Origin of the sequence: Niallia tiangongensis (genome assembly GCF_044704065.1) — a bacterium.
GTDB classification, from domain to species: domain Bacteria; phylum Bacillota; class Bacilli; order Bacillales; family Cytobacillaceae; genus Niallia; species Niallia tiangongensis.
In genome coordinates this window covers 2,762,936-2,783,757 of the sequence record NZ_CP162613.1, presented here as the reverse complement: position 1 = coordinate 2,783,757, position 20,822 = coordinate 2,762,936, and the positions used below count along the sequence as shown (strand labels likewise).

The window sequence follows — 20,822 nt, the reverse complement described above, 5'->3', positions numbered from 1 at the left end:
GGATTTATAGTTTCTTGTTTTAACTCAACGCAATGACAACGCTTACTTAATATCAATAAAAAACACATAAAATTATTGCGGAAAATCAAAATTGTAAGAATAAAATGAAATTAGTTATAATATTTTAATTTTTGAGAAAATTAATTTTCAAAATCTTATTGACAGAAAATTTAATATAGGTAAAATAAAGTTATTAGAGTGTTAGATTATGTGACACTCGATGGTAAGTTTATATACATAAAGGGGGAAGGAATCTTAATGGAAAATTTAGAGTTTTTGATGAACAGCTTGTGGACGATGGTTGCTGCAATTTTAGTTATTTTAATGCTTGGTGGATTCATATTATTAGAAGCAGGTTCCACAAGAATGAAAAATGCTGGACATATCGCGGGGAAAACAATTTTTACATTTGGTATCGCATCATTAGTTTTCTGGGCTGTAGGGTACGGATTCATTTTTGGAGATAATGCAAATTTCTTTGTAGGTATGAGCGACTTTTTCTATGGTGGAGGGCAAGTTGAAGATGCTGGGTTACAAACAACTGTATTCTTTGTCTTTCAACTAGCATTTGCAGGAATTTCCTTAACGATTGCTCTTGGTGGATTTGCAGAGCGTGCGAAACTATCTGTATATCTAATTTTCTCTGTATTATTCGGCGTTTTGGTTTATCCAATCATTGCACATTGGATTTGGGGCGGCGGCTGGTTAGCAGAGCATGGCAAACAAGACTTTGCTGGATCAACTGTTGTACACTTAACGGGTGCGGCGGCGGCACTTGCTGCAACATTGCTATTAAAACCACGTATTGGTAAATATAATGCAGATGGTTCATCTAACCCAATATTCGGGCATAACCAAGTTTATACAGCGCTTAGCGTATTGATTCTTTGGGTAGGCTGGTTTGGATTTAACGCTGGTAGCACGGTTTCCGTTGCAGATGGTTTCTTCGGATATGTTGCTTTAAACACAAACTTAGCAGCAGCAGCTGGTGCAGTTGCAGCATTACTAATTTCTTGGATTGTATTAGGAAAATCTGATATTACAACAATGCTAAATGGTGCATTAGCGGGTCTAGTTGCCATTACAGCATCTTGTGCATTCGTTGAACCATGGGCAGCAGTTGTTATTGGTCTAATAGCTGGAGTACTTGTATTTTACAGTGTTCGTTTCTTTGAAAGTAGAAAAATTGACGATCCAATCTTTGCGTTATCCGTACACGGAGCAGCAGGGATTTGGGGTACGTTATCAAATGGTTTATTTGCAACAGCAGAATTAGCTGAGTATACTGGTGTAGGTAAAGCTGGTCTCTTCTACGGTGGAGGATTTGGACAATTAGGTGTTCAAGCACTTGGTGTAATAACATCTGGACTTTTTGCTTTTGCAGTAAGCTATGTCATCCTATTTGTTATCAAGAAAGTCAGCGGTCTACGCGTAACAGAAGAGGAAGAAATCATGGGGTTAGATATCAGTGAACATGGTTCATATGGTTACCCTGAAGCTTTCTTATCGAAAGAAGAAACAAAAAGCCTATAAATAACGGTTAGTAGCCCTTATTAAGGAATATGCTACTGAATCTATTAGGATAGGAGTCTCGCTGAAAAGTGGGACTTTTATCTTTTTTCAATGGTTTATAGGGAAGGTTTTTTTGAAAAGTTGCATGGTCTTCGTGTAAAAATGGTTCGCAGCAATACATATAAAGGTTAAGGTGATTTGCATGACAGATGAGAAGAGACTGCTGTCATTACCAATCGGTTAAATGGAAAGCAAAGGAGCTAAGTTTGTGGGAATCGGAAGACATTTTATCCCACTCTTAAACCATAAAAAACTCTCACCTCTTGTTTAGGAGAAATCGAGAAAGACCGATAGCAAATCAACTGTGCGTAAAAGGGCAATTGGTTTAACTAACCATCTGTGAGAGATGATGGAAAAGAGACAATTATAAAGAGAACATGATATGATAGATATAAATAAAAACATAAATAGAATGTAAATATACTATTACTTACTTTTACCGAAGGAAGTGCATGGATGTGCTCTGAAAATATAGGATTAAATGAGCTAAAAATGGAAAAGGAACTTTTTTTAAAAACAAATACGTATAATAGCGTGGAATTAAACAATTTTCATGATGGAATATTTAAACGTTTATTTCAATATATCCTCTCTGAATATACTAAAACATATGGAAAGCCTCCGTGTTCTTTTGTATGGTTTGTAACGGGAAGTGCTGGCAGAAAGGAACAGGGGATTTTAAGTGATCAGGATCATGGGATTATTTATGAAAAAACAGACGTAACGTGCAACCAATATTTTATGAATCTCGGAAAATGTATAAGTGATGCCTTAGATGATATAGGATATCCATACTGTGAAGGAAATGTCATGAGCAGTAATTCAATATGGTGCAAATCTTTAGAAGAGTGGAAACAACAATTACATCAATGGTTGATAAAAGAAAACTGGGAATCGATTAGATTTTTGCAAATTTTTTATGATAGCAGAAAAATTTTTGGAGACCAAGAATATGTACAGGAATTAAGAAACTATATCCATCAGTATTGTGTCATGCATCCAACGCTCTTAAAAAGATTTATGAATAATGTGATGCGGATAAAAAAAGGGGTCGGAATATTTGGCCAATTTTTTGTTGAAAGATCTGGAAGCCATAGAGGCTCGATTCATTTAAAGCATACCATGTATTTACCATATGTAAATTCGATTCGACTCCTTTCTATTAAAGAAAGAATCCAACAAACAGCCACAGTAGAACGAATGCAGACTTTGCGAGAGATGAAGAAATATGACGAATGGTTAAAAATATATGAATATTCTTTTAATAGAATATTAGATTATCGGATCATTTTATTTAAGGAAGCAAAAACATATGAAGATGTTCACTACTTGAATATCAAACAGTTAACGAAAGAACAAAGGCAAGAAATAAAAGCATTGATGCGCAATGGTATCAAATTATATCAACAAGTGCAAAGGATAATTGAAAAAGGGTGTTAACATGGGAGTAGAATCATTTCTTCAATACATGAGAGATTTATACGGAAAAGTCAATTCGAGTGTATTGCACGCTACCTCGAGTGGAAGTAATTCACAGCAAATCGCTTTTATGCGCCAGCTTCAAAAAGATCTAAAAGTTGAAGTTGCTTCTAGATTGCCATTAAATAATTTAAAAGCTGTTGTTTTTGACATAGAAACAACGGGGTTCTTACCTGATAAAGGAGATCAAATAATTTCAATTGGTGCAGTTAAGGTGCAGGGGTGTCAAATCTTAGAGGACCAATTTTATTCATTAGTGAATGCTGGAGTTGAAATACCAGAGGAAATTAGTCGTTTAACAGGAATTCAAACAAAAGATTTACAGGATGCCCCGTCCTTATCCGATGCACTTGTGCAATTTTTTGAATTCATTGACGAGGATACCCTTGTTGCCCATCACTCCTCCCATGAGAAAAGCTTTATGCAATCTGCATGCTGGAAAAGTTTCAAAACTCCATTTAAGCATCGAATCGTAGATACTGCCTTTTTATTTAAAATTGTTGAACCAAACATAAGGATATTTACATTGGAGGACTGGTGTGAATTTAGTGATATTCCAGTAATCGATCGTCATCATGCTTTAGGTGATGCTAAATTAACAGCTATTCTATGGTGTCATTATTTAGAAAGGGCACAACAATTAGGGTGTCGCACTTTACAAGATATCTACGAAAGATTAGCTTTACGATAAAATATTCATGAGAAGATTTTAACATTAACTGGTGGTGAATTTTCGATGGACATGTTGGAGACAGAAAGACTGCTGCTAAGAAGGTGGGAGGAATCGGATTATAAAGATTTATATGAATATGCAAAAAGGGAAGACGTTGGTCCATTTGCAGGTTGGCCACCACATAAAAGCGAACAAGAAAGTAAAGAAGTAATCCGCTATTTTTTACAAAATAATAATTCTTATGCCATCGTATGGAAAGAGGAAAACAAAGTGATTGGCAGTATCGGTTTTCATAAGCGCACTCCAGATGTTAAGCTTTCTCATCTATCCCAGCGTGAAGTTGGCTTTGCTCTAAATCCAGCTTATTGGGGTCGAGGGATTGTGCCAGAGGCAGTTAATCATCTTTTAGTATTTGGGTTTGAGCAATTGCAATTGGATTTAATCTGGTGTGGACATTTTGATTTTAATGCAAAGTCGAAACGAGTAAATGAAAAATGTGGTTTTCGGTATAAGTTTCAGAAAAAAGATCGTTATAAGCTTTTTAATAATCAGATCATTACGAGCGTCTATTATTGTATGACAAAAGATGATTATTTCGAAAAAAAACAGCAGGGAACTAAAAGAGATTTATCTAATACTAATTTATAATATTAGTATTATCCGAATAATAAAAGAAAGAGAATAAATAAATATTAAAAGAGGCTGGGACAAAACTAAATAGCCAACCTGTAAAGACGAACCATCCTTAATTTAGCTCTTAAATAAAGGCTACTTTTTCATGCTAGTTATTTATGATTTTAAATATAGTCAGTGTAAAAACTAATTCGTTTTTAAAGATTGTTTTTCTATAAACTATTATGGAAATAGAAAAAATTAATTAATTAATTGGAAAGACGGAGCAGGCTGAATACATGTAGACTCCTATGGGAGCCGCGAGAAAGTCCGAGACCCTGCAGGAACTTAAGTGACGAAGCGGCTCGGCGCTCGCCCCATGGAAAGCGAAGTGTATTTTAGGCTGCGGATAATAACACCATCTTTACTGAAACAGCCTTTTATAACCGAAACAAACCCGAACAATCATATGGAATTTGATATGCTCCCAATAAAGTAGACAGATGAAATAGTAAAAAATCTGTTTAACTTTATTGGGGGCTTTTTCATGGCGAAAAATGCATATTCAGCGCAAGAGAAATTTGAAATAATTATGGCTTATGTGGACAGACAAACTTCAATTTCAGACTTCTGTCAACAATATGGCATTTCAACAAGAGCTCTACACGATTGGCTTTATCTATTTCAGACCTATGGAACGTCTGGACTTCAAGCTTCTAGTGGATGGAAACGGTATACCAAAGAGGTAAAAACTGCTGCAGTACTTGATTATCTTTCAGGGGGCTATTCTCTGATTGAGATTACACATAAATATGAAATATCCAGTCGTTCGGTGTTGAAAGATTGGATAAAGAAGTATAATGATCATAGAGAATTAAAAGAGACGAAAAGGATGAACAACTCTATGATTAAAGGTCGGTCTACCACACAAGAAGAGCGTTTGGAAATCGTTATGTACAGCTTACAGAACGGCAAAAATTATCAACAGACATCGACACAGTTCAATGTTTCCTATCAACAGGTTTATCAATGGGTGAGAAAGTATGAGGAACACGGAGAAGAAGGTCTAATAGATAAGAGAGGCCAACGTAAGTCAGAACCAGAGTTAACTCCAGAAGAGAAGATCCAGCGTGAAATGAAACGGTTGGAGAGAGAGAATGAGCGCCTTCGGGCTGAGAATGCATTCTTAAAAAAGTTGGAGGAACTCGAAAGGAGGCGTTTAAAGAAACGTCCTTAAGCCAAATTCGATTGACCGATAAATATGTAGTCATTCAGGAACTTCATGAGAAAGAGAAATTCTCCATTGTGCTATTATGCGAAATTGGGAAAATTCAACGTTCTTCCTATTATAAATGGCTTAATCGTACCCCTTCCGAGAATGAAAAGTTGAATGAGCAAATTCTAGAGGAGATAAAGAATCTTTATGCGAAGGTGGACGGTATATATGGATATCGCCGCATTACGATGAACCTAAACCGTACCTTATCAAAGCCTATAAATCATAAACGTGTATACCGATTGATGGGAATCGCTGGAATTCACTCGGTAATTCGACGTAAAGGTAAAAAGTATAAGCCAAGCACACCACAACATATGGTTGAGAACATTTTGAACAGAGAATTCAACGCAGATGAGCCAAATGAAAAATGGCTAACAGATGTGACTGAAATGAAGTATGGAGCCTCACAAAAGGCTTATTTGAGTGCGATTTTAGATTTGTACGATGGCTCCATTGTAAGCTATATGTTAGGCAATTTTAATAATAATCCGCTGGTATTTAAAACATTCGATTTAGCGTTAGAAGTTAACCCAGGAGCAAAACCCCTCTTCCATAGTGATCGAGGATTTCAATACACCTCCCGAGCTTTTAAAAGGAAAATTGATAAAGCAGAAATGGTCCAAAGTATGTCAAGGGTAGGAAGGTGTATCGATAATGGACCGATGGAGGCTTTTTGGGGAACATTGAAAAGTGAAAAGTATTATCTGAACAAGTACAGTACTTTTGAAGAGTTGAAGCAAGACATTGAAGAGTACATACGATTTTATAATCATGAACGATTACAAAAAAGACTAAACGGCCTTAGCCCCTTAGAATACAGGGCTAAAGCCGCTTAGAATATTTTATTTATTTCCGCTGTCTACTTGACGGGGGGCAGTTCAATTATCGTATGGTTGTTCGGGTTTGTTTGTGGCTGGAATACTTATGTCCCAGCCTCTTTAAGTTTGATTATAATTCGTCAAATCCGTTATCTACATGGTTTACTTTTACATACTGACGTGATTTTTGTTCGAAGAAATCTGATTTCCCTAAATCTACTTCCTCATAAGCCTTTATCCAGCGCAATGGGTTTTTGCGATACCCGTCAAATGGGCGATTGAATCCAAGCTGATTTGCTCTTACGTTCGCATAAAATTTAATATAATCTTCCACATCTTGCAGTAGAATTCCGTCGATTTTATTGCCGATAATATATCTTGCCCATTCTATTTCTAACTGGGCAGCTTCCTTCATCGTATCCTCCACGAAAATAGCGAGTTCTTTGTTGTTATATTCAGGGTATTGGTGTAGGACCTCTCTAAAAATCTTTACAAATAAATCAACATGAATTTGTTCATCGCGATTAATATAGTTGATCATCGTACTAGTTGCTACCATCTTTTGATTTCTGGCTAGGTGGTAGAAAAAAGCAAATCCGGAATAGAAAAACAAACCTTCTAAAACAACGTCATATACAATCGATTTTAATAGGTTATTAGGAGTAGGATTTTCTGCGAAAAAAGCATATCCATTTGTTACAAACTCATTTCTTTTTTCAAGGATAGGCTCTGTTCGCCAAAATTCAAACACTTCCTCTTGCTTTTCCATTGGAACCAAACTAGATAAGACATACGAATAAGAATGATTATGAATAACTTCCTGTTGTGCCAAAATAATCATTAAAGCAGAAAGACTTGAATCCGTTAAATAATCTGCTACTTTCCCTGCATAGTCTGTTTGAATGCTGTCTAATAAAGCTAATAAGCCGATAATCTTTAAAAATGCATCCTGTTCATCGTCGGATAATTCAGGGAATTGTTTCATATCTTGGCTCATATTAATTTCAAAAGGGGTCCAAAAATTTGCGAGCATTTTTTTGTATTTTGGGAATGCCCATTGATAGCGTACATCGTCCCAATTTAATATATTGGAGCATTCTCCATTAATAATTGCAGTTGATTTATTTGGTGCTTGTTTATTCATAATTGGTCTTTTTTTAACGACTTCTTCCATTTTATATTCCTCCTTATCATACAGAAAAATCAGCTAGAGCAAGAATCGCAATCTTCCACTTCTGAGGAAGTGGATCTTAAATAATAGGTTGTTTTTAAACCGTTTTTCCAGGCTGCTACATGTAAATCTAGCAACTCTTTTGCTTTAATGGTGTTTTGGACATATAAATTAAATGAAATTCCCTGATCAATATGTTTTTGGCGCTTAGCTGTTTGTTTAATACTCCAATGTTGATCGATTAAATAAGCAGATTTATAAAACCATGTTGTATCCTTATTTAAATCTGGTGCTGTAACAGGAATTTTATAATCTTTTTTCTCTTCTGAATATAGTTTTTTGAATATTGGGTCAATGCTAGGTGTGCTTCCAGCGATTAAAGCAGTTGATGCGTTTGGGGCTACTGCTAATAAATATCCGTTGCGTAATCCGTTATTGTGGACAGTCTTTTTTAATGCGCCCCAATCACATGAACTTTCTGCTGAATTATATCCTCTTTTTGTAAAATAGGCTCCTGTTTCCCAATCAGAACCTTGAAATACAGGATATGCACCTTTTTCCTTTGCTAATTCAGCGCTTGCTGCAATGGTTAAATAGCTTATTTTTTCATATAAAGCGTCAGCATAAGATACTGCTTCATCGGATTCCCACTTGATTTGCTTTAATGCGAGTAAATGATGCCACCCAAAGGTTCCAAGACCGATGGCACGATATTTCTGATTTGTTACTTGTCCTTGAATAACAGGAATGGTGTTTAAATCAATGACATTGTCAAGCATACGTACTTGAATAGGAATTAATCGTTCAAGAACATTATCAGTAACAGATTTTGCTAGATTAATAGAAGAAAGATTGCAGACAACAAAATCTCCTGGGATTTTTTCAATAATTATTCTGCCATCTTCATATTTTTGCTCGGATAATATTGTAGGACTCTGATTCTGAACAATTTCCGTGCAAAGATTTGTACAATACACCATTCCTAAATGGCTATTTGGATTTTTGCGATTTACTTCATCTCGATAAAACATAAAAGGAGTACCAGTTTCTAACTGACTTCTTAAAATGCTTTTCATAATATTGATTGCTGGTACTATTTCCTTTGATAAATCAGGATGATTTACACATTCCTCATATTTCATGCGGAATGAACCTTTTCCCATTTCTTCATCAAAGAAATCCTCCAAATTAAATCCCATCACTCTTCTTACTTCATGAGGATCAAATAAATACCAGTCTTCCCGGTTCTCTACTTTTTCCATAAATAAATCTGGGATGCAGATTCCTGTAAATAGGTCATGTGTACGGTATCGTTCATCTCCATTATTTAGTTTACTATCTAGGAAGGAAAAGATATCTTTATGCCAAACATCAAGATAGACACTTATGGCACCTTTTCGTTGACCGAGCTGATCTACACTGACAGCTGTATTGTTTAGCTGCTTCATCCATGGAATAACACCAGATGATGCGCCTTTAAATCCTTTTATGGCACTGCCACGACTTCTAATTTTTCCAAGATAAACACCAATCCCTCCACCGTTCTTAGATAAATTTGCGATATCTGTATTGCTATCATAGATAGATTGTAAAGAGTCATCAATTGTATCGATAAAGCAGCTTGATAATTGACCCCAGTTTTTTCCAGCGTTAGACAGGGTAGGAGTAGCTACAGTCATATATAGATTGCTTAGGGCCCAATATGCTTCCTTAACAAGTGTTAAACGGCATGCTTTTGGTTCATTTTTCATTAAGTGCATACTAATAATCATAAAGCGCTCTTGTGGTAATTCGAAAACGCGTTTTTGGTGATCACGAGCTAGATAGCGATCAGAGAGCATTCGTAGTCCGATGTACGTAAATAAATAATCGTTTTTCTGTTGAATAACCCTTTCAAGCTCTGTGATATCCTCTTTTGTATATGTATCAAGGATAGATGGATGATAGATTCCCTTTTTTGTTAATGTATCTATTAAATTGTAAAAATTCGTGTATGCGTTTTGATTGGTAGAATGGCGATTTTCCTTCCCTTGTCTATATAGGTCATTTAAAAGTAAACGAGCTGCTACATAGGACCAATCTGGGGAATTTTCATCCAAATAGCTTAAAGCTTCGAGAATGAGTTGATGAATAAATTCTTCTTCTTTTATTGCATGCTTATTCTCCACATATTGTTTTGCTCGGTTTTTAAGCGGTTGGAAATCTAAGTGGTAATAGTCTTTTTCTAGTTCATCAAAAAGGAAAAGTGTGTCGTTTTCTAATGTTTTCATAGTGAACCTCCCGGTAATTAAATTTTAAAAGCTACTTTCTACATATTTCATTGCATGGGGAGCAGTAAGAAATGCTAAAAATGCAAGGATTATCGCGTATTTCTCAACAATGGGTAGAAAAAGCCAATAAAAAAACCACTCAACATTTTGAGTGGATCAAACGATAGTATAAAAGTTTCCCTAGCTAAATAAGGAATGTTTATACCATCGTTTCATCATCTCAAAGTCCCGGAGTAAATGAAACACAAGTGAATGGCAGGTCTCCTGGCTTGTGAATAATCCTATACTAAGACCTTCCCGAGAAATAATATCTCAGTGGCATTCTTAGTTCGTATCACATACAGTTGCGGGTACAGCTTCGGCTTTGCACCGAATTCCCTATTAAGTCCGTAAAAGGACACCAAAACTTGTGGCATATTAAATTTTTTCGTAACCATTTATGTTAAGCCATTGGCTATGACAAACGTAAAAGTCTCTCAAAAAAAAGTCGCTTCTAAGAAGCGAAAAATAGAGACATTGGATATTGAGAATTGTTTCAATAACTATATATAGTGGGTTTTTAATACACATCAACTATATATTGATTTGATGGTATCATACAATCCATTTTTACGCAATTACTTTCTATTAAAATAATTTAGGATAGGAGAAGTACGATATAAAATAATAGGATAAAGGCCGTTCCGAAAATCACTAAATATTTAGACCATATAGGTGGAAGCTTTTTTCGATTTTGCGCTTTATTAAAACTGATATGGGATAGGCTATTTTGATAAATAACAAAATAAATAAGCGCAAATCCGATGTATTGTAAGATAAACAATCCTGTAAGCGACTGCTTGTTCTCTAAAAATTGAACATTAGGAAAAGAATAGCCGGTAATAAGCTTTATGATAATATCATTAACCGTTCCAAATATCGCAAATAAGAGTACTGCTGAAAATAGAATTTTAACAAATTCTAAATAGAAATAAGGGATTTTCTTCATACATTCATTCCTTTTCATCAATAATATATTTTTAAAGTACCAGAACAAAGGATACCATAAACAATCAATAATTGTTAAATATATTTACTAGTTTCGGGTAATATACAGGTAATTATAAAGGAATTCTAAAAAAAGAAAATTCGGATTATACTAAAAACGTTCACAAAACGTCAAAATATGATAATATTTGATTGTTTTTGAAAGAAAATGCTTGAAAAACGAAATCGTTTACATTATGATGATGTTAGATGAAAGGCAACCCTAGATAAGGGAGTGTGATAATTTTGTTAACACCAGAAAGGCATGAACTTATTTTACAATTACTTAAACAGCATAGTGTTGTGAAAATACAAGAGTTAATAGATATTACGAATACATCTGAGTCAACAATTAGACGTGATTTAACTCAATTAGAGCAAGAAGGTTTCTTGAAAAGAGTTCATGGTGGTGCTGCAAGGCTCCAAGGCAAAATAAAGGAGCCAAGCATGAGTGAAAAAGCGTTCAAAAACCTTCAAGAGAAGAAAATGATTGCAGCTTTTGCAGCAAATCTAGTAGAGGATGGCGATAGTATTTATTTGGATGCAGGTTCGACAATTACAGAAATGCTACCATTATTAAAAAATCGCGATATTGTAGTTGTGACGAATGGTCTTATGCATTTGCCCAGCTTGCTAGAAGCTCGCATTCAAACCTTCCTAACAGGGGGATATGTAAAAGAAAAGACAAACGCATTGGTAGGGCGTGGCGCCATACTTAGTCTTGATAACTACCGTTTTGACAAGTGCTTCATGGGTGTTAATGGTATTCATCCTGAATATGGGTATACTACACCTGACCAAGAGGAAGCAATGGTGAAAAGCAAGGCACTAGCATTATCAAGAGAAGCATTCTTTCTCGCAGATGACAGTAAGTTTTCGGAAGTCTATTTTTCTAAAATAGCTGATTTGCATGATGCTTCAATTATTACAAACTCCCTTGATGAGGAAGTAAATGATTTATATTCAAGGAAAACTAGTATAAAGGTTGTGAAAGAATGATTTATACACTTACCTTAAATCCTTCTGTCGATTATATTATCGAAGTACCAGAAGTGCATTTAGGAGAGCTGAATCGATTAGAAAAAACAAGTAAATTTGCTGGTGGAAAAGGAATAAATGTTTCTAAAGTGTTGAAAAGAATGGGAGTGCAAAGTAAAGCGTTAGGTTTTGTTGGTGGTTTTACTGGAAGCTTCATTGAAAGTCAATTACTTGCAGAAAAGATCGACACGGATTTCGTTAAAGTCGAAGAAGATACACGTATCAATGTGAAGTTAAAAGCTGATAAGGAAACAGAATTAAATGCAAGTGGACCAACTATCTCTGCTGAAAAATTCCAAGAATTAAAGGATAAGATTTCTTCCTTAACTTCGGATGATTTACTCGTGTTAGCAGGAAGTGTTCCATCAACCTTGCCAAAAACAACATATGAGGAGCTTGTGAAAATCTGTCATGAAAACAATGTTTCATTTGTTGTCGATGCAGAAGGTGAGTTATTAAAAGCAGTCTTGCCGTATAATCCATTTTTAATAAAGCCCAATCATCATGAGTTAGGTGATTTGTTTGGGACAACTATTACAAATGCACAAGATGCAATTCCATATGGGAAAAAATTATTAGAAATGGGTGCACAAAATGTAATTGTTTCCTTAGCTGGAGAAGGCGCAATATTAATTAGCCAACATGAAGAACTAATTAGTACAGTACCAAAAGGGGAAATGAAAAGCTCTGTTGGTGCAGGCGATAGTATGGTAGCGGGCTTTCTTGCTAAATATGAGGAGACGCAGGATATGAAAGAATCCTTCCGCTACAGTATTGCTGCAGGAAGTGCTACAGCATTTTCGATTGGATTATGTACAAAGGAGAAGGTAGAGAGCCTACTTCCGCAAGTCCAGCTACAATCATAAACGGAACTTATTTTACAAGAAAAAATAGTAAAGTAAAAAAATAATGAAAAGGGAGCGTTATAGGATGAAAATTACCGAATTATTAACGCAAGAGACTATCCTTTTAAATATTGAAGGAAATGGGAAGCTTGATGCAATCAATCAACTTGTTGATATTCTTTATTCAGCAGGAAAATTAACAGATAAAGAAACATATAAACAGGCAATTTTAAAAAGAGAAGAACAAAGTACAACAGGGATTGGCGAAGGAATTGCCATTCCCCATGCAAAAACAGTTGCAGTGAAATCACCGGCAATTGCATTTGGGCGATCTGTTAGTGGGGTGGATTATGAATCTCTTGATGGACAGCCTGCCAATCTATTCTTTATGATTGCAGCACCAGATGGGGCTAATAATACACATTTGGAGGCATTATCAAGATTATCTACGTTATTGCTGAAGGAAGAAGTTCGTTCAAAGCTTTTAAAGGCTGCATCCAAACAAGATGTTATTGCTATTATTGATAGCTATGATGTCGAAGAAGAAACACAAGAGGAAAATATCGCAGATAAAAAGAATTTTATTGTTGCTGTGACTGCTTGTCCTACCGGTATTGCTCATACTTATATGGCAGCGGATTCATTGAAAGCGAAAGCTGCTGAAATGGGTGTAGACATTAAGGTTGAAACGAATGGATCAGGTGGAGCGAAAAACGTTCTGACAACAGAAGAAATCGAAAATGCGACAGCAGTAATCGTTGCTGCTGATACGAAAGTACAAATGGATCGTTTTAATGGAAAACATGTGCTTGAAACACCTGTTGCAGATGGTATCCGTAAGCCAGAAGAATTAATTAATCGAGCTTTGAAGCAGCAAGCTCCTGTATATCATGGTGGATCAAGTAGTTCTAGTGAAGGAAAAGAGGAAGGCAAAAAAGGGATTGGTAGCCAAATCTATAAACATCTAATGAATGGTGTTTCAAATATGTTGCCATTCGTTGTAGGTGGTGGGATTCTAATTGCGATATCCTTCATGTTTGGTTATAACTCAGCTGATCCGAATGATCCAAGCTATAATGCATTTGCAGCAGTTATTAAGTACATCGGCGGCGATAATGCTTTTGCGCTATTAGTCCCAGTTCTTGCCGGCTTTATTGCAATGAGTATTGCTGATCGACCAGGCTTTGCTCCAGGTATGGTCGCCGGCTTTATGGCAGCTCAAGGTGGTGCAGGTTTCCTTGGAGGCTTAATCGGAGGTTTCTTAGCGGGTTATTTAGTAATTGGTCTAAAAAAATTGTTAGAAGTTCTTCCAAGATCCTTAGAAGGAATTAAAACAATTCTGCTTTATCCATTATTAGGAATATTCTTTACCGGGCTTATCATGCATTATGTTATCATGGAGCCAGTTGCAGCAATAAATACAGGTATGACTAACTGGTTATCTAATCTTGGTACAGGAAATGCAGTTCTTCTTGGAATTATATTAGGTGCAATGATGGCTTTTGATATGGGTGGGCCAATCAATAAATCAGCATATGTTTTTGGTACAGGCCTTATTGCGAATGGTGTTTTTGAACCAATGGCAGCAATTATGGCTGGAGGAATGGTACCTCCGCTTGCAATCGCATTAGCAACTGTTTTATTTAAAAAGAAATTTACGAAACAAGAAAAAGATGCGGGCTTAACAAACTTTATTATGGGATTATCGTTTATCACAGAAGGTGCAATTCCATTTGCTGCAGCAGATCCATTGCGGGTTATTCCATCTGTCGCAATTGGAGCAGCAGTAACAGGAGGGCTATCCATGCTATTTAATATTGGATTAAGAGCTCCTCATGGCGGCATCTTCGTAGTTGGTTTAGTAGATGGAAATCCGTTGCTATACCTACTAGCTATTGTAATCGGTGCTGTTGTAGCTGCGTTATTGTTAGGATTATTAAAGAAACCGATTGAACAAAAATAAAGGAAATTTCCATCAGTGGAGGTTCCATCCCCCACTGATGGTTAGTTGAACCAATCGATACGGACAGTTGATTTCCCATCTATCTTCCTAAATTCTCAAAAAGCTTGCAGGTGAGAGTCTTACTGAAGTTTTGAATGTGGGATAAATTAGTTAACATTATAAGTTATTTGAGACTTTAAACATTACTGAATGTAGTGCTGTTTAAAGTCTCTTTTTTAGGATGTGTACATAAAGTTTGTCGCTATCATAATAAAACCAATGAAGTACAATTATATATGTTCCTCCATTGGTTAGGTCATTACGTAACCATTCTAGCTTGGTTTTGTTTCATCAATATGCTTTAACCGAAAGAAAGCAGCAACCGCAGCTATTAAAGTAATTGCACAAAGCAAATAAAATTGAAAGTGCTCCATATGCTTCATTAAAATCGCCATAATAGGTGGACCAGCTGCTACGCCAATAAAGCGCATACTACTGTAAATACTTGTGATTGTTCCTCTTTCTTCCTTTTCAATTCCTTCTGTTATTAGGGCATCTAGAGGTGGTAAGCTTCCTCCAATGCCGATGCCTGCAATCGTAAGGAATATAATGATGAACCACATCTTTTCTGAAAAATTAAGGGCAACTGTTCCGATAATTATTGCTAGTAAGCCAATAAATGTAATCCAGCGCATTAAATTTTTGTCTTTTTTTATTTTTTTTCCTGTAATGTAGGAAGTAAGACATAATGCTCCGAGTGGAATGGCGAGGTATAGCCCTTTTTTAACATTTTTAATATGATAATGCTTTTCCAATATATCAGATAAATAAAACATCTCCGCAAATAAAACGAACATAACAATCGCTCCAATAAAGAAAATGGCATACAGCCATTTTTTGTCTTGGTGCAATATTTCTTTCGTATGCTGAATAAATTCTTTGAATGGCAAAGGTTTGTCTTTACTTTTTGGCGATTTGACAAAGATCATTATTAAAACGATGGAAATCAAACAAAAGACAGGAATAGACATAAAAGGGATAAACCATATAAATCCTGCTAAAAATGCTCCCAAGATTGGACTAAGTACTTTTCCAAATGTATTGGCTGTTTCAATGATCCCTAAAGTACTACTAACTTCCTCTTCACCTTTAAATAAATCACCAACTAATGGTAATACAATAGGGAATGCTCCGGATGCTCCAACCCCTTGCAGTGCTCGTCCGATAAGAATGACCCAATAGCTATTATCCATCAACCATGCAGCAACCCCTGAAATCACCCCGCCAATACCAGCGATAATTAAACTTGGGATAATCACCCGTTTACGACCAATATGATCGGATAAATATCCTGCCACTGGTATCAGTAATATCGCTAAAATAGAATATACAGTAATAATCATGCTTACTTTAAAAGAGGATATATTCAGCTTTTGTTCAATCGATGGTAATACTGGTATCAGCATGCTATTTCCAAGGGTCATAACTAACGGGATGGAAGAAAGTGAGAATATCGACATTTTAGAAACCTTTACATTTTGTTTCTTCGCTGTCTTGTGCATTTTGTTTGTAAGGTTACCTATTCTTTTATCATCATTTACATGATCCATTTTCATTCTCCCTGCTTTCAAATAGTTAACTATAGTTAATATGTACAGGCGAGATAAAAAATAACGCAATTTCCATCATCCAAAAAATGGTTTTTGAACTTTTGCTTATTCCTTCCTTTCTTTAATTAATATGATATGATGAAATAAAAAAATGATGGTGGTGTTTTAAAGTGGGGGAAGTCATTGCTTTAAGCATTGGAAAGGAAAAAACATTTACATGGAAAGATAAAATGGTTCATTCAGCAATAGGAAAAGAGAAAGTAGAAGAAGTATTTTTAGCATTTGATGGCTTTGTTGGCGATGGTGTGGCAAATAAAGCTTTTCATGGTGGGAAAGAACGAGCTGTATGCTATTATCCTTTTGAACATTACAAAAAATGGGAAGAGGAATTTAAAATAAAGATTAATCCTCCTGCTTTTGGAGAAAATATTTGCGGAACAGAGTTTACGGAGAAAAATACATATATTGGTGATATCTTTTCTTTAGGGGAAGCCGTTGTACAAGTAACACAAGGAAGGGTTCCTTGTTCTACTATTTCAAAATATAATGAAGTGGATACATTTTTAAGTAGAATAGTGGAAACCTGTTATACGGGCTATTTTCTAAAAGTAGTAGAAGAAGGAATGGTAAATGCGAATTCTAGCTTGCAATTGATAGAGCGTCCCCAAGATAAAGTGTCCGTTTGGGATGCAACTAAAGTGATGCTTCTAGATCGCAAGAATAAAGAGGCGATGTTAACGATATTACAAATCGAGCAATTAGCGGAGGATTGGAAAAACCGCTATAAAAAAGCGCTCAAAAAAATCAATTGATTTTTTTGAGGAAAATAGTTGACTTTTAGTATATAGTTCAATATCATATAAGTAACATATCGAACGGCAATGAAGAAGAGTAGTACCTTTATTGAATACCTCAGAGAGCTGGTGGTTGGTGCAAACCAGTGTGGACGATAAAGGGAATGGACTTCTGAGCTTCTAAACCGAACCAACTTTTTGTAGTAGGCTTTAGCGAACGTCTCATCGTTACAAGAGACAGAAATTTGGTCTTTTAACGACGGATTTCTTAAAGTGAGCTTAATTTATTAAGCTAATGAAGGTGGCACCACGGGTTTCTCGTCCTTTTTATAGGAGAGAGACCCTTTTTTATTTTCTAAAAGTAAATAATATAGCGAAAGCATAGAAGAAGAGTAGTAAGTATAATAACGATGTTAAAGAGAGTCGGTGGCTGGTGTGAACCGATACATTCCTTATACTGAATGGACTTCTGAGTGTAGACCTGAAAATAATAGTAGGGTTTAACGGTATCCTCCGTTATCGGGATAGAGTATAAAATGTACTCGAAAAGAGAGAGTGAATAATCACTCTAACCTGAGGTGGTACCGCGGTTAACAAATCGTCCTCTATCTGCAAAAGAAACATGCAGATAGGGGACTTTTTTTATAGAATTTTATTCGAAATAAGCAACATTTAATTTAATGCGTTCTAACTAGGAGGATTTAATGATGGAAACTAATATTTTATTAATCGATGAAATTCAAGGAGATACATTGACACCTATAGGTATTTATCAACGACTATCTGGAAAAAAGAAATTCCTGCTCGAAAGCTCTTTAAAACACGAAGATTCAGGGCGATATTCCATCATTGGATGTGATCCAACATTTGAACTTATTGGAAATGGTTTTGAAACAGTGATTCTTGAAGGAGATAAACGAGAAGTAAGAAACGAACGGGCGCTTGATTTAGTTAAAGAATTATTACCTGAAAATAAAGCGGCACTTCCTCATTTCTTACCAGTAAACGCAGGGGCATTCGGTTATGTAGGCTATGATAATATAAGACAATATGAAAACATAGGTCCAGAAGCAAAGGATGAAATAGGAATACCCGATGTGCATCTTATGTTTTTTGAAGATTTAGTAATTTTTGACCATTTAGAACAAAAAGTTTATTTGGTTGCAAGTCCATTAAAGGAAACGACAACAGAACAAGAGCTAAGATTTCGACTGCAGATTAGAAAGCTCGAGGTCACTGCTCCATATAAAGAGGCATTACCTGAGGTGAAGCTCACTCCATTTCAGGCAAGTATTTCGAAAGAGCAATTTATAGAGAAGGTCAACATAGCGAAGGATTATATTTTGGAAGGGGATATCTTCCAAGTAGTTCCATCCCAAAGGATGACTGCTGAAATAGAGGGATCTGCTTTTTCTTATTATCGAAAACTTCGGATTAAAAATCAGTCACCATATATGTATTTTTTCGATTTTGACGAATATGCAGTGCTTGGAAGCTCACCTGAAAGCTTAATTAAAGCAGTTGATGGAAAAGTGATAACCAATCCTATTGCTGGAACTAGGCCAAGAGGGGCGACATTGGAAGAGGATATAAATTTAGAGAAAGAACTACAGTTAGATGAAAAGGAACTAGCAGAGCATAAAATGCTTGTTGATTTGGCAAGAAATGATGTTGGAAAAGTTAGTGATTTTGGCAGCATCTCCGTTGATAAGTATATAAAAGTAGAAAAGTATAAGCATGTTATGCATCTTGTTTCAGAAGTAAGTGGCGATTTAAAAAAAGACTTCAAATGTGTAGATGCACTCGTTTCTTGTTTACCAGCTGGAACTGTTTCAGGAGCACCTAAGATACGCGCTATGCAGATTATAAATGAATTAGAAGGAACAAAAAGGGGGATCTATTCAGGGGCTGTTGGTTATTTTTCAAAAAATGGAAACATGGACTTTGCCCTAGCTATTCGCACAATGGTTATTAAAGACAAAAAGGCATATATCCAGGCTGGTGCAGGAATTGTTCATGATTCTGTTCCAGAAAAGGAATACGAGGAAACGATTCATAAACTAAAATTATTTTTGGAGGAACAGCATGATTTTATTAATCGATAATTATGACTCTTTTACGTATAACTTATTTCAATATTTAGGGGAATTAGGGGAAGAAATTAAGGTTGTTCGAAATGATGAAATTTCGATTGATGCTATTCGTCATTTAAATCCAGAACGGATTGTTCTATCACCTGGACCAGGAAGACCGGAAAATGCAGGCATTTTAATTGAGCTTATTCAAACTCTTTATCAGGAGTTTCCGATTCTTGGCATTTGTCTTGGACATCAGGCAATAGGATATGCATTTGGATCAGAAGTGGTAAAAGCCTCTAATGTAATGCACGGGAAAACATCGAAATTAAAGGTAACAAATAACTCCGTTTTTCGAAATATAGAAGACCCGGAAGTGATGCGATACCACTCTCTTGTAATCAAGAAGGATACATTAAATGAGGAATTCGAAGTCTTGGCTAACTCAACAGACGACAACGAGATTATGGCGATAAAGCATAAGCAATATCCTTTATATGGCTATCAGTTTCATCCAGAGTCAATAGGGACTGACTGCGGAAAACAGTTGTTGAAAAATTTTATTATGGAAACTGGAAAGGAAGTTCAACGATGAAAGAATACGTAGAAAAATTAATGGCGAATCAATCATTAACTGAAGCTGAAATGGAAAATGCGGCAAGTCTCCTTTTTTCAGATGAAATAACTGATACTGAGATTGCTGCTTTTATTACAAGCTTAAAAATGAAGGGAGAAACAGTAGAGGAAATAGTCGGTATCGTAAATGCTGTACGAAAACAGACTCTCCCTTTTTCCGATACAATAATGGGCTGTATTGATAACTGTGGTACTGGTGGAGACAGATCTCAAAGCTTTAATATAAGCAGCACTTCAGCATTTGTTTTAGCGGGAGCAGGAATACCTGTAGCTAAGCATGGAAATCGCAGTATTTCTAGTAAAACAGGAAGTGCAGATGTCCTAGAAGAACTAGGAATTAAACTAAATGTGACTCCAGAGCAAAATATTCGTCAATTAGAAGAAGTAGGAATTACATTTCTATTTGCTCAGCATGTTCAACCGAAAATGGGCAGAATTATGAAGGTTCGCAGAGAATTAAAGCTTCCAACGATTTTTAATTTAATTGGACCATTAACAAACCCAATATCCCTTGAAACACAAGTATTAGGAATATACAGAAGGGATTTACTTGTAACATTTGCTGAAAGCTTACGAAAGTTAGGCAGAAAGCGAGCTGTTGTTTTAAATGGTGCAGGCGGAATGGATGAAGCCTCTTTACAAGGGGAAAATCAACTGGTGATTTTGCAAAATGGAAAGATAGAGGAAACGATTCTTACTCCAGAAGATGTAAACCTCCCTTATTTTACAAATGAACAAATACGAGGAGGAAATGCTAAAGAAAATGCCGCTATATTATTGAATGTCTTAAAGGGGAAAAAGGGTGCTTATCGTGATACGGTACTTTTAAATGCAGGCATCGGCATTTATACGGCAGGAAGAGCTGACAGTATTGTCGAAGGAGTAAATGTAGCGAAGGAAAGTATTGATTCTGGAGCAGCACTTCATAAATTAAATCAATTAGTCGAGACAAGTAAAGAATTCGAAGGGGCAGGGATATAAA

At 35.8% G+C, this 20,822-nt stretch carries 16 protein-coding genes, 1 riboswitch and 2 other annotated features; of the genes, 12 read left to right on the top strand and 4 right to left on the bottom strand.

All coding sequences use genetic code 11. The features are described 5' to 3' along the window. Positions 1-258 precede the first annotated feature (258 nt). The 5 genes from AB3U99_RS13280 (at position 259) to AB3U99_RS13260 (ending at position 6,451) form a co-directional block, all read left to right on the top strand. On the top strand, positions 259-1,533 hold the full coding sequence (locus AB3U99_RS13280; RefSeq protein ID WP_400241632.1) for an ammonium transporter: 1,275 nt from the start codon (positions 259-261) through the stop codon (positions 1,531-1,533). A 495-nt stretch (positions 1,534-2,028) separates the two neighbouring features. Beyond that, positions 2,029-3,012, top strand: a complete 984-nt coding sequence (locus tag AB3U99_RS13275) for a DUF294 nucleotidyltransferase-like domain-containing protein (protein ID WP_400241631.1) — start codon at positions 2,029-2,031, stop codon at positions 3,010-3,012. Between the two features lies 1 nt (position 3,013). Further along, complete coding sequence (locus AB3U99_RS13270) at positions 3,014-3,742, top strand: exonuclease domain-containing protein (RefSeq protein ID WP_400241630.1); 729 nt, start codon at positions 3,014-3,016, stop codon at positions 3,740-3,742. A 45-nt stretch (positions 3,743-3,787) separates the two neighbouring features. Then, positions 3,788-4,372 carry a GNAT family N-acetyltransferase gene (locus tag AB3U99_RS13265; protein WP_400241629.1) on the top strand — a complete coding sequence of 195 codons (585 nt, stop codon included), beginning with the start codon at positions 3,788-3,790 and terminating at the stop codon, positions 4,370-4,372. A gap of 511 nt (positions 4,373-4,883) precedes the next feature. After that, positions 4,884-6,451 (top strand): IS3 family transposase gene (locus tag AB3U99_RS13260; RefSeq protein ID WP_400241628.1). Its coding sequence is split into 2 segments (ribosomal slippage): positions 4,884-5,535 and positions 5,535-6,451, totalling 1,569 coding nucleotides; the frame shifts between segments, so codons are not numbered across the junction. A 112-nt stretch (positions 6,452-6,563) separates the two neighbouring features. On the opposite strand, the gene AB3U99_RS13255 is transcribed toward AB3U99_RS13260, so the two are convergent. The 3 genes from AB3U99_RS13255 to AB3U99_RS13245 all read right to left on the bottom strand — a co-directional run bounded on the left by AB3U99_RS13255 (position 6,564) and on the right by AB3U99_RS13245 (position 10,862). After that, entirely contained in the window at positions 6,564-7,607 is a 1,044-nt protein-coding gene (locus AB3U99_RS13255) for a ribonucleotide-diphosphate reductase subunit beta (protein WP_400241627.1), read from the bottom strand. 29 nt (positions 7,608-7,636) lie between these two features. Continuing rightward, positions 7,637-9,874 (bottom strand): ribonucleoside-diphosphate reductase subunit alpha, encoded by a 2,238-nt coding sequence (locus tag AB3U99_RS13250; RefSeq protein ID WP_400241626.1) that lies wholly within the window; start codon positions 9,872-9,874, stop codon positions 7,637-7,639. 236 nt (positions 9,875-10,110) lie between these two features. Beyond that, positions 10,111-10,294, bottom strand: a riboswitch (cobalamin riboswitch). Between the two features lie 217 nt (positions 10,295-10,511). Beyond that, positions 10,512-10,862, bottom strand: coding sequence for a hypothetical protein (locus tag AB3U99_RS13245; RefSeq protein ID WP_400241625.1), 351 nt, complete (start codon positions 10,860-10,862; stop codon positions 10,512-10,514). Positions 10,863-11,146: 284 nt separating this feature from the next. Between AB3U99_RS13245 and AB3U99_RS13240 the strand changes: the two genes are divergently transcribed. The 3 genes from AB3U99_RS13240 to AB3U99_RS13230 all read left to right on the top strand — a co-directional run bounded on the left by AB3U99_RS13240 (position 11,147) and on the right by AB3U99_RS13230 (position 14,746). After that, entirely contained in the window at positions 11,147-11,899 is a 753-nt protein-coding gene (locus AB3U99_RS13240; protein ID WP_400241624.1) for a DeoR/GlpR family DNA-binding transcription regulator, read from the top strand. Beyond that, positions 11,896-12,804: a 1-phosphofructokinase gene (gene pfkB / locus AB3U99_RS13235; RefSeq protein WP_400241623.1), complete on the top strand. Its 909-nt coding sequence runs from the start codon at positions 11,896-11,898 to the stop codon at positions 12,802-12,804. The genes AB3U99_RS13240 and pfkB overlap by 4 nt, the downstream gene beginning before the upstream one ends. A gap of 64 nt (positions 12,805-12,868) precedes the next feature. After that, a complete protein-coding gene (locus tag AB3U99_RS13230) occupies positions 12,869-14,746 on the top strand; it encodes a fructose-specific PTS transporter subunit EIIC (RefSeq protein ID WP_400241622.1) in 1,878 nt (625 codons plus the stop codon). Positions 14,747-15,057: 311 nt separating this feature from the next. On the opposite strand, the gene AB3U99_RS13225 is transcribed toward AB3U99_RS13230, so the two are convergent. Beyond that, positions 15,058-16,335 carry an MFS transporter gene (locus AB3U99_RS13225; protein WP_400241621.1) on the bottom strand — a complete coding sequence of 426 codons (1,278 nt, stop codon included), beginning with the start codon at positions 16,333-16,335 and terminating at the stop codon, positions 15,058-15,060. 170 nt (positions 16,336-16,505) lie between these two features. Between AB3U99_RS13225 and AB3U99_RS13220 the strand changes: the two genes are divergently transcribed. From AB3U99_RS13220 to trpD, 4 genes are all read left to right on the top strand, one after another. Next, entirely contained in the window at positions 16,506-17,147 is a 642-nt protein-coding gene (locus tag AB3U99_RS13220; protein WP_400241620.1) for an MOSC domain-containing protein, read from the top strand. 60 nt (positions 17,148-17,207) lie between these two features. Continuing rightward, positions 17,208-17,458: a binding site (T-box leader), on the top strand. Positions 17,459-17,502: 44 nt separating this feature from the next. After that, positions 17,503-17,738: a binding site (T-box leader), on the top strand. A gap of 98 nt (positions 17,739-17,836) precedes the next feature. After that, a complete protein-coding gene (trpE, locus tag AB3U99_RS13215; protein ID WP_400248068.1) occupies positions 17,837-19,234 on the top strand; it encodes an anthranilate synthase component I in 1,398 nt (465 codons plus the stop codon). After that, positions 19,215-19,799 (top strand): anthranilate synthase component II, encoded by a 585-nt coding sequence (locus tag AB3U99_RS13210; protein WP_400241619.1) that lies wholly within the window; start codon positions 19,215-19,217, stop codon positions 19,797-19,799. Before trpE ends, AB3U99_RS13210 begins: the two co-directional genes overlap by 20 nt. Next, complete coding sequence (gene trpD / locus AB3U99_RS13205; protein ID WP_400241618.1) at positions 19,796-20,821, top strand: anthranilate phosphoribosyltransferase; 1,026 nt, start codon at positions 19,796-19,798, stop codon at positions 20,819-20,821. The genes AB3U99_RS13210 and trpD overlap by 4 nt, the downstream gene beginning before the upstream one ends. Position 20,822: the final 1 nt, after the last annotated feature.

Coding starts and splice junctions, on each gene's coding strand:
- AB3U99_RS13225 (WP_400241621.1), bottom strand. CDS start 16,335: ATGGATCATGTAAATGATGATAAAAGAATAGGTAACCTTACAAACAAA.
- AB3U99_RS13270 (WP_400241630.1), top strand. CDS start 3,014: ATGGGAGTAGAATCATTTCTTCAATACATGAGAGATTTATACGGAAAA.
- AB3U99_RS13210 (WP_400241619.1), top strand. CDS start 19,215: ATGATTTTATTAATCGATAATTATGACTCTTTTACGTATAACTTATTT.
- pfkB (WP_400241623.1), top strand. CDS start 11,896: ATGATTTATACACTTACCTTAAATCCTTCTGTCGATTATATTATCGAA.
- AB3U99_RS13275 (WP_400241631.1), top strand. CDS start 2,029: ATGTGCTCTGAAAATATAGGATTAAATGAGCTAAAAATGGAAAAGGAA.
- AB3U99_RS13255 (WP_400241627.1), bottom strand. CDS start 7,607: ATGGAAGAAGTCGTTAAAAAAAGACCAATTATGAATAAACAAGCACCA.
- AB3U99_RS13265 (WP_400241629.1), top strand. CDS start 3,788: ATGGACATGTTGGAGACAGAAAGACTGCTGCTAAGAAGGTGGGAGGAA.
- AB3U99_RS13280 (WP_400241632.1), top strand. CDS start 259: ATGGAAAATTTAGAGTTTTTGATGAACAGCTTGTGGACGATGGTTGCT.
- trpD (WP_400241618.1), top strand. CDS start 19,796: ATGAAAGAATACGTAGAAAAATTAATGGCGAATCAATCATTAACTGAA.
- AB3U99_RS13245 (WP_400241625.1), bottom strand. CDS start 10,862: ATGAAGAAAATCCCTTATTTCTATTTAGAATTTGTTAAAATTCTATTT.
- trpE (WP_400248068.1), top strand. CDS start 17,837: ATGGAAACTAATATTTTATTAATCGATGAAATTCAAGGAGATACATTG.
- AB3U99_RS13230 (WP_400241622.1), top strand. CDS start 12,869: ATGAAAATTACCGAATTATTAACGCAAGAGACTATCCTTTTAAATATT.
- AB3U99_RS13250 (WP_400241626.1), bottom strand. CDS start 9,874: ATGAAAACATTAGAAAACGACACACTTTTCCTTTTTGATGAACTAGAA.